Annotated in this window: 10 protein-coding genes; 2 read left to right on the top strand and 8 right to left on the bottom strand. The window is 63.9% G+C overall.

The annotated features are described in order from the left end of the window. The 3 genes from GEV06_15315 to GEV06_15305 all read right to left on the bottom strand — a co-directional run. The coding region (locus tag GEV06_15315; protein MPZ19262.1) for a nitrilase at positions 1–518 on the bottom strand (518 nt) is incomplete at its 3' end. A gap of 68 nt (positions 519–586) precedes the next feature. Continuing rightward, positions 587–1,381, bottom strand: a complete 795-nt coding sequence (locus GEV06_15310) for a hypothetical protein (protein ID MPZ19261.1) — start codon at positions 1,379–1,381, stop codon at positions 587–589. Continuing rightward, positions 1,378–1,812, bottom strand: coding sequence for a DUF4281 domain-containing protein (locus GEV06_15305; GenBank protein ID MPZ19260.1), 435 nt, complete (start codon positions 1,810–1,812; stop codon positions 1,378–1,380). Before GEV06_15305 ends, GEV06_15310 begins: the two co-directional genes overlap by 4 nt. A 150-nt stretch (positions 1,813–1,962) precedes the next feature. Between GEV06_15305 and GEV06_15300 the strand changes: the two genes are divergently transcribed. Beyond that, positions 1,963–2,601 (top strand): hypothetical protein, encoded by a 639-nt coding sequence (locus GEV06_15300; GenBank protein MPZ19259.1) that lies wholly within the window; start codon positions 1,963–1,965, stop codon positions 2,599–2,601. 116 nt (positions 2,602–2,717) lie between these two features. Here the strand turns inward: GEV06_15300 and GEV06_15295 are convergent, their stop codons facing one another. Beyond that, positions 2,718–3,368, bottom strand: coding sequence for a hypothetical protein (locus GEV06_15295; protein ID MPZ19258.1), 651 nt, complete (start codon positions 3,366–3,368; stop codon positions 2,718–2,720). A gap of 94 nt (positions 3,369–3,462) precedes the next feature. Here GEV06_15295 and GEV06_15290 point away from each other — a divergent pair, with 94 nt between their 5' ends. Then, positions 3,463–4,410 (top strand): EamA family transporter, encoded by a 948-nt coding sequence (locus GEV06_15290; GenBank protein ID MPZ19257.1) that lies wholly within the window; start codon positions 3,463–3,465, stop codon positions 4,408–4,410. 111 nt (positions 4,411–4,521) lie between these two features. Here GEV06_15290 and GEV06_15285 read toward each other — a convergent pair whose 3' ends face one another. The 4 genes from GEV06_15285 to GEV06_15270 all read right to left on the bottom strand — a co-directional run bounded on the left by GEV06_15285 (position 4,522) and on the right by GEV06_15270 (position 13,172). Then, a complete protein-coding gene (locus tag GEV06_15285) occupies positions 4,522–4,773 on the bottom strand; it encodes a hypothetical protein (protein MPZ19256.1) in 252 nt (83 codons plus the stop codon). A gap of 202 nt (positions 4,774–4,975) precedes the next feature. Beyond that, the gene (locus GEV06_15280) at positions 4,976–8,509 is read right to left on the bottom strand and encodes a tetratricopeptide repeat protein (GenBank protein MPZ19255.1); all 3,534 of its coding nucleotides are present in this window, start codon (positions 8,507–8,509) and stop codon (positions 4,976–4,978) included. Between the two features lie 23 nt (positions 8,510–8,532). Continuing rightward, the gene (locus tag GEV06_15275; GenBank protein ID MPZ19254.1) at positions 8,533–10,272 is read right to left on the bottom strand and encodes a CRTAC1 family protein; all 1,740 of its coding nucleotides are present in this window, start codon (positions 10,270–10,272) and stop codon (positions 8,533–8,535) included. Then, positions 10,269–13,172 (bottom strand): tetratricopeptide repeat protein, encoded by a 2,904-nt coding sequence (locus GEV06_15270; protein MPZ19253.1) that lies wholly within the window; start codon positions 13,170–13,172, stop codon positions 10,269–10,271. The genes GEV06_15275 and GEV06_15270 overlap by 4 nt, the downstream gene beginning before the upstream one ends. Positions 13,173–13,203: the final 31 nt, after the last annotated feature.

Genomic DNA, 13,203 nt, shown 5'->3' with positions numbered 1-13,203 from the left:
AGCCAGTCGTAGCAGATCGCGCAGCCGAGGCGTCCGATAGCCGTGTCCGCAACCGGAAACAGCGGTTCGTCGTATCCGTCGAGATCGTGGGGGCTCGCGTGCACCTCGAACGGGATCCAGGTGTTGACCTTTCGGTATTTGTAGAGAATCCCTGCCGGCCCGATGAGGCAGCTCGTGTTGAATACGACGCCAGGCCAGCGATCGTCCACTTCGAGCATCGAGCCGCTCTGAATATAGATGTCGTGCTCGCGAGCCTTCGCGTGGAGGCGTTCCGTGTGCTCGTTTGGGATAGGCACGGCAAGCTTCTCGAGCAACTCGCCCACGGTGGGAAAGACCGGCGCGGCATGGGCGAACTCCGGAAAGACGAGGAGACGAACCGGAAGGAAGGGTGCCTGGCCGCCGACCGCGGCATCGATCATCGACACCATACGGTCGGTGTTCGCGCGCATTTGGGCGCGCTCGAGCGGGTTCGACAAGTCGGTCTGGCACGCCGCGACGGAATAGCGGAGAGGCGTCATGCTGACAATCGTAGCGAAAAAAGGAACCGGGTACCTTTTCGGTCGCGAAAAGGTACCCGGTTCCTTTTTCACAACGCCAGGAAGGGGCGGCCGGCCATCGCTTGGAGGAAGAGACCGACCATCAGGGCCAGCCACACGGCGGCGCAGGCGCCCATGGCTGTGACGCGTCCTCCTGAGGACCAGTACGGTCGCAGCTGATCCAGCAGATAACCAGCAATCGGGAAGATCTGCAACGAATGGAGTCCGAGGAAATGTGCTACGCGCAGGTCGCCCGCTCGGGTGCTCCAATTGAGGAACGGCAGGCCAGGTCCGCCATCGGGGAGCGCCACCGTGTGGGCACTTGCAGCGACCATCGCAAAACCCTCGACTGTCGCCAGCAGGAACAACACCAACCCGAAGCGCAGACCCCACAGATACGCCACGCGCGGCGCCGCCGTCGGCCCGCGTAGCAGCCACAGCAATCCGATACCTAACACGGTATTGAGACTGATCATCGCACCCATGAGCTGAAACACGCCTGCATCGAAGGCAGTTGCATTGTTGAAATGCGACGTCGTCCCGCGCGCGGCCTGCATGCCAATGCAGGCAATCTCGGTCATCATCGCCAGAGCAATGCCCCATCGCACCGTGGAGCGCAGCGCTCCGCCTTTCTGCGCTTCGCCCATATACCACGCGACCGTGAACGCGTAGAGCGCGATCGAGAGGGCAAACTTGAGTGGCTTGATCCAAGGATTGATCCCGGCGACAAGGCGGGTGTCGAACGGCAGCAGAAGGACCATCACCAGCGCGAGCGCAAGATTGATCACCCCGACCCACGCGAGCAGGGCGTCACGTCGGAAGATCTCGCCGACGTACCAGCTCAAGAGCTCACGAGGTCCAGGTCGTGCGCCCGCCAGGCCCGGAGGGCCAGGTAGGCCAGCAGGCCGATTGGACCGAGCATGAACGTCAGAATCAGACATGGCACCACCATGAGGTGCGGCACGCCGGCGCGCCGCGCATCCCGTGTCTCCCAGGCGCCGATGAAGAGGTCGAAGGCCAAGTAGTGGACCCACCCTGCCAGCAGCAACACCGGTTGCTCGAACAGGCGCGCCACATCTTGAAGCGATCCGAAGCCACCCTCTGCACCGAAGAAGCTCGTGGCGATCAGCACGAGGTACACCGTGGCCAGCAGCAACGGGATGACAACCGCCGCCACGAGCCGGGGTGTCCGATAGTGCGGGACGACCACCAGCAGCAGCCAGCCGACCATCGCTACGATGTTACAGGCGCCGAAGAGCTGCTCTAGCTCGGTCATCGTGACAACTCCAAGACGAGGACCGAGGCGTCGGGATCCGGCGCGGCCCTCGGAACGCCGATCGTAAGGTCCTCGGCGCTGGACGATATCTCGGGCAACTTACTCGCACAGCCATTGTACCCAAAGCGGCTGATACACTAGGCGCAGAACATGTCCGAGGTTCGTCACGCGCTTCGGAGGCTGCTCCAGCGGCCCGGTCCCACGGCGGCGTGTGTATTTGCCCTCGCGCTCGCCATCGGCGCCGTTGCCACAATGGCCGGCATCGTCAGCCGGATCCTCATCGAGCCGCTCCCTGTCGACAAGCCCGACCGTCTCGTCACATTCCATACGCGGTCGGACTTCGGGCTGAGCGATGGGTTTCCGTACGAGGCCCTTCTTCGCATTAGAGAGTCGTATGACACGTTCACCGGCGTTACTGGTATCGCCATGCAGGCAGTCGCGCTCACGTCGCACGGCGTGACGCGCGATGTCCAAGCGCTCTTCGTCACACCAGACTACTTCCGACTACTCGGCGTGAGGTTGCCGGTCGGCCGAGACTTCACGCCAGCGGACAATCGGCCCGGTGCTCCTCTCGCAGCCATTCTCAGTTACAGATTCTGGAACAACACGTTCGAGCAGGGCTCGGAGGCAATCGGGACGGCGATCCGAGTGAGCGACGTTCCAGCCACGATCATTGGTGTGGCACCGCGCGGCTTCAGCGGTACTCGCCTAGCGATCTCCGAAGCGCGCGATAACCTGGCAACTGCCCGACGGCGGGGACTAGGCGGGTGGCACAACTATTGTGCCTAACTCGTTCCAGAACGAGTTCATGCGTATTGCCAATGTGAAGTGATAAATCAATCCCCTCAGGTTCTCGTGCCACGTCCGGGGAGGCATTGCATCCCGTGGCTATAGCAAAACCCAGCCTAACGCTCCCGCGCCTTCTGATGGAACCGGCGCGCCTTCGCGCGGTTGCCGCAGACCTTCATGTCGCACCAGCGGCGTGTCTTGTTGTGGCTCTGGTCCAAGAAGAGCCAGGCGCAGGTCGGCGCGGCACACTCGCGCACCGAGGAGACACGCTCAGACGTGAGCAAGTCGACCGCGGATTGTGCGATCGGCCACAGCATGCGCCCAAGCGCGGTGGGCTCGTCCCGTGTCCATTGCCACTCGAAGTGATCACCGGCCGCTGTGAGCCGGCGATGCCGCAGCGCATCCGCTATAAACGTGTTGAGCTCGTCGAGGTCCCCCGGCGCCACTTGGCGCCGTGCCGCAACCGCAGAAAAGGCCCGGAAGATGACATCGCGCAGCCGCCGCGCGCGCGCGAGCACCGAGCGTGCAGTACGGGGCGCCTTCGCGCCTTCGCGCAGCAGAAGCAGAGCTTCGCGCGGCGAGACAAGGCTCGTCTGCCGGCTCCAAGCCACCAGCGCGCCATAATCTTTCAAGAGGTCTCGGCGATGGTCCGGGCCTGTTAACGTGTTTGCGAAGTCGAGGCAGAGCTCACCCGCCGTCAGCTCAAACTCGATATCGGCCTTGGCTGCGATAGCTGAGCTCATGCTCCCGTCGTTGGTAACCATCATATGGCAATTGACAGGTTATACGATGTCGCATAGAATTGTAACCTGTTAATTCGATGTTGATGGTTACTAGTCATACCACGATTGTAGAGGCGCAATGCCCTCGAGCCCATCCCGAACGCTCGTCGCCCTGTCCTTCTTCGCGATCTACGTGATTTGGGGGTCGACGTACCTCGCGATTCGATTTGCCGTCGAAACGGTGCCACCGCTGACGACCGCTGCGATGCGACATAGCATCGCCGGCTTGTTGCTGTTTGCGTGGGCGTATAGCCGCGGGTACCGGCCCACATGGCGCGAGTGGAAAGCAGCCGCGGTGGTCGGCTTCCTCTTCTTCCTGCTGGGCCACGGCGGCCTCCATTGGGCCGAACAGACCGTGCCCTCCGGTCTTGCGGCGCTGATTGTTGCCACCGAGCCCATCTGGCTGGCAATCCTCGTCGCCCTGCCACCGGGCGGCACGCGACCGACCGGGCGTGCGATCGCCGGCCAGGCTATTGGGCTGGCAGGCGTCGCGCTGCTGATGGGTCCGATGAGCACCGAGAGCTCGTCGGCCGGCTTACTGGTCGGCACCCTCGTGATTCTGGGCGGCACGCTCGCATGGACGCTTGGTATCGTCTACGCCGCGCGCGCGCCAATGCCGCGTGATCCGCTCGCTCGCGCAGCGCTGCCGCTCCTCGCCGGCGCGGCCTGGCTGTTGATCGCGTTGACGGCTGCAGGAGAGCCGGCCAGGCTCGCTGCGAATCCTGTGTCGCTCCGGTCCGCGCTCGCCGTGGGATACCTGGTTACGTTTGGCTCGCTCGTGGCGTTCACGGCGTACACCTGGCTGCTCGGCCACTTTCCAGCAACACTGGTCGCGACCCACACATACGTGAACCCTGTGGTGGCTGTTTGGCTCGGCTGGGCGCTTGGCAACGAGGCGATCACACCGCGTGTCCTGATCGCTGGCGCGATGATCGTCGTGGCCGTAGTGCTCGTGAACGCCGGCACCCGCATTCCCGCTCGGCAGCAGTCGCGAGCGCCCGCCGGCGCCGAAGCGGGCCCTGCCTAAGTGCCTGCTGATCTGAATTCGAAAACAATTGTGCACGGCGAGGGAGGCACGCGGACAGACGCATTCATTTCGGGGAACCGAGCAGTCGCAGCTGCGCGAAGATTCAAACGCTCAACCAGTGGCGACGGCGGGCGGATACGACTCCCAGAGGTCTTGTGTGGACCAGTCAACTTTGCCCATCCACCCGAGCTGCCGATCGTGGACCAGCTCGCCACGGACCATGTCCTCACCGTCCACGAAGATGAGCGGCTGGCGCTTTGAAGCGATCTCCACGAAAGGGGTTTGCTCATGCATCCGCAGATCTTCGAGCCGCAGCCGCCCTAGCGCGTCGACGTGGTTGAAATCGGCTTTGAGAGTGATCATCACGGCATCCAGCGATTGGGTTGCGGCACCGGATTGGCCTCCGGCAAGCCCAGAATCGCATCGAACTGCTCGGGAGTCAAACCAGTGAGGTCGTGGTGGTGCGGCGGTCCAGATGATGGCCTGAGAAGCCCGCCCGTCGCCAGAACGGCTCCAACATGGCTGCGGGAACTCGCGGTGCTGTACGAGACCGGCAGACGGTCGACTACCGACGTGCCATGCTGGTCTCGATCGGAGAGATAGGTCGGCCGACCGCCCGCGTGTTGTATTCGGCGCGATAGCGCCTGTGCGCAGGCGTGTCCGGGTAGGCTTCCGGCGCCGGGTACGGATAGTTGGTCATGTCGTGGAACGGCAAGGGCAGGGTGAGATCCGGGCTGGCGGAGTTCAGATCCATCTCCTTGCTGAAGCCGTCCGCGTAGAGGAGGAACGTTCGCGTCTGACCTTCCGGGAGAGGTGCCAGAGCGGTGGCGTCGAATGAGAGCGCAATCTCGTCGCCTGGTCGAGCGACCACGAACTTGTCGTCTGCCATCTGGAGCAACGGGCGAACATCTCCTTCACGCGTATAGCGTCCTCGCATCACCTTCCACGGCGAGAGGAAGCTCACCCGGTCGTAATCGAAGTCCAGCGGCTGGCTGTCGTCCGCTGTCACCGCAGCTTCGTCGGAAAAGCCGCGCCACGCCAGACGGGCTCCGACAGGATCGAGCTGCTCCCACTTCAGTGGCTCGCTCTCCGTCTCGTTCTCGATCACTGACACCGGCGTCGCCAGTCGGATGAGATCCCAATACACGCGCATCGACGTGACGATGCGCACCTCGCGGTTGTCGGAGAGCCATTTCCCCGTGAGATCGACAGGCACGGTCTGCGGCCGGCCCACCGGAATGCCAATGTTGTCGATTACCGTCTGCCAGCGACCGCGCCCGTCCTTCACCTGAAGAGACGGCGGCACGAGCGCGAGGCCAGCCTGGTGGGCGGCCAGGTTGTCACTCGAAAACGCGTAATCGGTCCAGCCGGTCAAGAGCAGTAGCTGGCCGTCGGACTCGCTCGTCCCGGACAAGGGGTGCGACGGGCTCAAGTCCAGCGTCAACGCGTGCAGCTTGGCATAGCCGCGAATCTTCTCGAGCGGCAACCGATCGACGAAGCGCCGGTCCAAGCGCGCGATCCGATCAATGACGTCACGGCCGGCATGGTCAAGGGCGCGCGCCGGCACGCGGGAATCCCTCACGGCAAAGAGCCGAAACGGCTTTGGCGTGTGCGTCATCCCCTCGTTTGGATACACCTCCTCGTCTGCGCGGTGCGTCACGACCACGAGCCTCGCGTGATCCAGATACAAGGTCTCCTCGAGCTCGTTGGTGACGCGGAGCTCGTAGCGCCCGTCGCGCGCACGCAGTTGGTCGCCCCGAATACGCACGTACTCGATCGGATCCGGAGTGTTGAAGACGCCGGGCGCGACAAGGTAGCCCATCTCGCCACCACCGAGAAAGTCGGTCACGAACTCGAATTGGTCGCCGTTCCAGGTGAAGAGATAGGGGCAGGAAGAGGGTTTGCGGTCGAGCTCCGTCAGCGAGACGACCTGCGTATCGTCGGCAGCCGCCGGTGCCGGAGGAATCTCTGCCTGCAAGATGCCAGCTGGCCAGAGCACGCGGACGACATCGGCACTCGTCCGCTGGCCGAGGCCAAAGCTGATGTCCGCCGGCGCAGAAGCGGGCCAGGCACTCACGTACTCGAGCTTTTGCCACAGTGAGCCGGCTCGCATCTCGATCTTCGCGCCATACGCGCTGCGGTTGCTGACCTGCGCGGTCAGGCGAACCTGAACGGAGCGGTTCGCGTTGCCACCCTCGTTGCGCCAGACCGTGATCGTGCCATCGGCGCCGCGGACGACCAGATCCGTGTCTCCATCGCCATCGAGATCACCGGTTGCAAAGCTGGCATGCTCGGACCCGGCATGTTCGGCCCCTTGGCGAAGCGGCGCGGGGAGTGCCTTCTCTGAAACGTCGTCCCACCGCGCACCGAGGTTCCTCCACAGACGAAATCCCTGCGCGGTCGACACGAGCAGATCCAGCAGCCCGTCATTGTCGTAATCGAGAAATTGCGAGAGACCCGGGGACTCTGGATTCGGGCCCGATTTGGAAGAGCTGAAGCTCCCGTCACCGGTGCTCAGGCTCAGCGTGCCCCGCGCGGCGGCACCTTCATCGTCTGCGCCGAAAAAGAAATCCGTGAACCCATCCTTGTTGACGTCGGCGGCAGCGGAGGCCGAAGTCGGGGTCGTGGGAAGACCAAGCTCGGACGCCACGTCCTGGAACGTGCCATCCCGCATGTTCCTGAAGAGACGCGACGGCTGACCCGATCCGACGATCAGCAGGTCCACGTCTCGTCGATTGTCCACGTCGGTCGGCACGACCTGTGCGCCCGCGACAACGCCAACGCGCGCAGCCTCCGTGATATCGGCAAACGTCCCGTCGCCGTTGTTGCGCAACAGCAGACTGCGCGCCCCGGTCTGTGCGCCCGGCTGACGGGGCTCCGCGGCGATGAGCGCCAGGTCGAGATCGCCGTCATGATCCAGATCGACGAAGCTCGCCCCGACGTGCGGACCCGCAGGCTGTGGCACCTTCGCGGTCTTGGTCTCATCCTCGAAGCGGCCGCTCTCACTCTGCCGCAACAGGCGGTTCCCGCCGGCGCCAAGCAAGAAGAGGTCGACACGGCCGTCATTGTCGTAGTCGCCGCCAATGGCGGCAAAGGGCTCGATCGAAGCCACCGCTGTCCCAAGGCCAACCCGCTCCGACACATCCGAGAATTGGCCCTCGTCATTCGCGTAGGCTCTCAGCGAGCCTCCCGCGCCAGGTGGATCCCGCTCCGCGCGAAGCAGGTCGAGATCACCATCGCGGTCGAGATCTAGCAGCGTCACGCTTCCACCAGGCTGTGCGCCGACTTCGGAAGGAGCTTTCTGCACCTCGTCTGCGCTCGCCGCCTCGTCCGGCAGCGCATCTCGAGAAGCGACGAACGTCACGGCGGGCGTCGCCTCGTCTACCAGCCCCGGCTCCGCTCCGGTCGACGTGATGGCCTCGGCGTAGCGCCCTTGTTCCAGGTAGGCGTTGGAGAACGTGGTCGCCACGCCGCTCTCACGCAGCTTCTGGAACCGCGCCATGGCTTTGGTGCCCTCGTCACGACGGCCTGCACGCATGAACGCCACGGCAAGGCTGTACGCCGCCGTCGCGTTGTAGGGCTCCGCCTCGACGGCGCGCTCGAATAGCGCGTTTGCAGCGTCGTACCCCCGCTGCTGCATCTCGAGCTGTCCCAGGTTCACCAGCGCGCCGACATCGCGCGGATCAATCGCGAGGACACGCTCGAAGGCCGCCTTCGCCTCGTCTATGCGGTTCTCCGACTTCGCGATGAGACCGAGGACGTAATGCGCCTGCGGTCGATCCGGTGCCCCCTGCGCCGCCGCCTCCGCCTCGGTGCGCGCCGCCGTCAGATCGGGAACGTAGAAATGAGCAATGGCAAGATTCACGCGGGCGATGACGAGATCCGGTGCGGCAGCAAGCGCCTTGCGAAAGCTCTCGACGGCGCTCTTGGCATCGAACTGCTCCAGCCGTGCGACACCGATATTGTTCTCGCGATAGGCCTCTTCTTGCTTGGCAGACACAGCGCCGCTATCCGCCTCCTGCGACCGCCCCTGAAGCCAGGCGCCGACAACGACCAGGGTGAGGCCAACCAGGGCAAGCGTGTTTTGACGACGTGACATCTCTGGAAATGAATTCCCGATTGCTACTTCGTGTTCGACGAATCCGTCGCGCCTATGAACGGGACTCGCCGCACGATACCTTTACCTTCGCGCACGATGACCGTCTGGCCGGCATCGACTGCGCCAACGCGATCGACTCGCCCGCTCGGCCATCGGACGTCGAGCGCGCTCACGCGCGGCGCACGGCCAAGACCAAACGTCACGGCCAGGTCGCTCTGGGAGAGATAGCTCGAGCCCGACTTCACCAGCGCCCAGCGCTTCTGCCCCTTCGCCACAGTCGCCACGACCTTGGCGCCAAGGCCGCTTCGGTTCGACACGCTGCCGATCGTGGCGACGCGCAACGCGTGCTGCTCGCTTGCCCCGTCATTCCGCAGGAGTCGCGCCGGCCCGTTGTTGGCCGTGACGACGAGGTCCAGGTCACCATCGTTATCGTAATCGAGATAGGCAGCGCCCCGCCCGACAATGGGCTGCTGGAACGCTTGGCCCACTGCGGCCGACACATCCACGAAGCGCTTGCCGCCCTGGCTCCGGAATAGCTGCGGCCGTTGTGCGTAGGTCACGTTGGGCTGCACACGGTTGATGTCGTCTGCGACATGGCCGTTGACGGCGAGGATATCGAGCCAGCCGTCGAGATCATAGTCGAAGAAGAAGCAGCCAAAGGTGAGCGTGAGCAGCGTTTGTCGGCCAAGGGCCGAGGGTGGTGCCTCGTCAATGAAGAGCCCATTGCCCTCGTTGTGATACAAGGCCATCATCTCGTTGGCGAAGTTGCCGATGATGAGGCTCTGGCGGCCACTGCCGTCGTAGTCGGCCGCATCGACGCCCATTCCTGCCCGCGCAACGCCGGTCTCGTCGAACGCGACGCCTGCCGCGACCCCTTCATCGGTGAACGTGGCGTCGCCGTTGTTGCGATATAGGCGGTTCGGCTGCGTGTCGTTGGCGACGAAGAGATCCGGCCAGCCATCATCGTCGTAGTCGATCACCGCCACACCCAGCGCCTTGGACGTTGGATCGTGGAGCCCCGCCCGCTCGGTCACATCGTCGAAGGTGCCATCACCCTTGTTGCGATACAGCCTTGGCGTCTGCCCTGCGTACGACTCCGGCGTGCAGTACGACTTGGTCTTACCGTCGAGCGTGCAGAAAAGGTCCTTTTCGATCGACCACTGCACGTAGTTGGCCACGTACAGATCCAACCGGCCATCTTTATCGAAATCGAACCACATCGCCCCCATCGAGAAGCTGGTATCGCCGACGCCGGCGCGCTTCGTGACGTCCTCGAACCGTCCCTCGCCGTCGTTTCGAAACAGCCGGTTCGGGCCAAGCGCCGTGACGTAGAGATCCACGTCACCGTCATTGTCATAGTCGGCCGCCGCGCCACCCATGGCGTACGCGTCGAAGACGAGGCCCGCGTCACGCGTCGCGTCCATAAAGGTCGCGTCACCGTTGTTGCGATAGAAGGCCGACCGGCTCTGCTCTTTGCCGTGGCCAGGCCAGGCCCTCGAGTTGACGAAGAAGAGGTCCTGGTGGCCGTCTCCGTTCGCATCGAGGACAACCACGCCGGAGCCCATGGTCTCTGGGAGGTACTTCTTGCCGAACGCGCCGTTGGTGTGACGAAAGCGAATGCCGGCCTCTTTGGTCACATCCGTGAAGACGGACGTGGAGGAGTCGGTCGCACGCGCCGAAGCAAGCAGAAGGATCGCCAGAACCAACACGAGCCCGGCAGGCCTAAAGGCCTGCGCTACAAAGACTGCGCGCAAGTTTGTCATCGTGATCCACGGCCGGCAGACGGTGGTAGGGCGCGTTCGCCGAACGCGCCGCCAGGACGCCTCGGCGAGGCGTCCCTACCTACTGATTCTGTCCGATATCGCGCGGAATCGCGAGGGCTGACATCCACCGACCGGTGCTCGTGGATGGGCTGCCGCTCGTTGTTGTCGTCCGGGTGGAGCTGACGATACGGACCGGTGATCGCCTGCGAGGCCTCGTCTGCCTTGAAGCGCTCGTAGAGCTTCTGCTCGCGAGCCGCCCGTTCACGGTCTCCGACGCCACGGTAGCAGAGCATGAGATTGTAATGCGCCTGCAGGTCCTCCGGGTCAATCGTGAGGACATGCTCGAGCTCCGCTATCGCCTCCTCGTAGCGGCGCTTCAAGAAGAGGACGCGTGCAACCTGGTTGCGGACTACCCGGTCCCGCGGGTACTGTGCGGCAGCCTTGCGCAGATGAGCGAGCGCGTCGTCATAGCGCCCGGCGTTTTTGAGCACCGTGCCAAGAAAGAAATGTGCCGCGGCGAGATTCTCATCCACCGTGAGTGCTTTCCGCAGCATCGCCCCGGCCCCTTCGAGATTGCCCTCTTGGATGCGTGCCCGCGCGACGTTCACCCAGCCGTCCGCGTAGCCGGGATCCGTCTCGGTCACCTTGAGGAACGCCGCCTCGGCGCCCTTGAGGTCGCCTTGCAACAGCAAGCCGATCCCGTAGTCGTTCCAGCGCTCGCGCACCGAGGCGTGGAGGTACGGCGACTGGTCGGGTAACGGCACGCTTGCCGGCAGCACGCGAAGCTCCGCCTGCTGCTCGGCCATCACGGTTACCGGAAGGTCTGGAATCTCCTTGATCTTCCCGGACACGTCCGAGGTATCGCCGCTGAACACCCACCGGCCGGAATCGTGGCTGGGCGCGAGCGCGTAATCACGATGCGTAGGATCACGTATGCCGGCAAACGCCCACTGGGTGTTCCACCACATGAACTTGCGGTAGTTCACCTTGGCGGTGATGAAGATGCGCTCCCCGGCATCCGGCGGAATCCGCAACCGATAGTGGAGCGTGTCGGCGGCACCCGGTGGAATGAGGCGCACGTAGGCGACAGAGCGGGCCATCCAGGCGTTGCGCTTGTTGATGGGATTGCCCTGGCCATCGAGCAGCAGGCTCCGATAGAAGTGCGCGCCAGGCTCCACCGGACCCTTGCCTCCGTCTTCTATCTGCCCACTGTGGAAAATCTTGCGTCCGGTCTCATCTCGTGCTTCGAGCTCGACCCACACGTCGAACGCATCAACGGTCCCGCCTGGAAAGAAGTGCCCGACACCGCGAGTGCGGACGACGACCTCCAGGCGGACCGACTCGCCGCGTTTGACGCTTGCATCGACGTGGCCAAGCGGACCAACCACTTCGACCGGCGGCGCAATGAACGCCTGGCTCGCGCCGAAGTTGGCTGACTCCTCACCGACAGCAAACGTGCTCGCAATCTCCGGTTCCTCGCGTGGTGCACTCACGGGAGCCGCGTCCGCTGTTTCGTCTGTGCGGGCGAAGCCAAAGATGTCCACCGTGATCTGTCCGTTTCGCAGGAAGTCCTGCACCACCTTCAACTGCTCATCGTCACGATTGACGTACGGCAGCGCGGTGTTCGCCCCAGGAAAGCGGTGAGAGCGGACCTTGCCGTCCGTCGCCGCCGGATCGTCCGAGTCGACGAGCGGCATGTGGCAGTCCCTGCACGTCTGCGGCTCTGGCGGATAGTAGAACGAGCGAGCGCCTTGTCCGGACACGCCGGACGCTTGCCAGTTGTCGTAGTCGTTGAAACCGCGGAACCAGCGGTAGTTGTTCACCGGCAGGTCGAGATGGACCTTGTGGCACGTAGAGCAGAACTCCGGCGTCTGCTCGGTGTGGAATGGCTTGAGGAACGTCTCGCGGTGCGGCTGCGGGTCGAGCTCCAGCAGCTTGTCGTGCGTCCAGCGCAGAAAGGCATTGTCGCTCGTGGCCAAGTCGTGCAGGGGTGGATACTCGACGATGAAGTCGCCCTGCCCCATCGAGCTCTTGACGTGCGTCATGGCATGGCACGACGTGCAACCGAGTCCCGCCTGCGCTTCAGGCGTATCGATCTGCTCGACGGCCGGCCGATCGAAGCGACCATTGAAGAACATCGCGTGGTCATGGCAACCGGCACACCACCGCGATGGCTTCGTCCCAATGACATCCTGCATGTACTCAATCGACTTGCGGTACCACTGGTTGTTGAACGATGAGAAGTGGTGCGCAGACGAGGACCACTGTTCGTAAACGTCTTCGTGACAGCGGCCACACTCCTGACTTGTGAGGAAGAAGTTCGCAGGGATGATGCCATCGACGTTGGTGTTGGCCGATGACGGCCAGAAGGGGCTGGTAGGGCCGGCGCCCTCGTCGGTCATGCTCGCCGGCACGGTCTTTGGGTTCGCAATTCGATGGATGGTTCGGCGGGTCGCGTCATGGCGGGCGAGCCGCGCGGACGCCGCCACGCCAAACAGGAGGACTACGCCAATCGCGCCAAGCAACCAGCGTCGCTCCGGTGCCACCAGCAAGCGCGCGGCCAGGGTGAGGTGAACGAGCACGACCACGCTGCCGGAGACACTCAGCAGGATGTGGTTGTACAGCAGCCAGTAGTAAGGACGCGTCGCGCCAAGCCAGGCAACGAGCAAGCCCAGGACCAAGCCGGCGGCCAGCAACATGAGGCCGACCGCGAGCAGCGCCGGGACCCTGATGCGCCGGCGTGTTACCGCCCAGGCCGTAGCAATGGCGAGCGCCATGCCGCCGACCGGATGCAGGACCACGTTGACGAAGTAGAAAGCCGTCGCCTCAGCGTACGCGGCGAGATAGGCGCTGTTGGCGAGCAGGAGCAGGAAGCCGGCCACCAACCAATGAGCCGGCATCAGCCGCCGTATTGGCATGGTTCAGTCAACG

This window comes from Luteitalea sp. (genome assembly GCA_009377605.1).
Taxonomy (GTDB): Bacteria; Acidobacteriota; Vicinamibacteria; order Vicinamibacterales; family Vicinamibacteraceae; genus WHTT01.
Note: the sequence above shows the minus strand (reverse complement) of the source record. Positions and strands in the feature narration are given on the sequence as shown.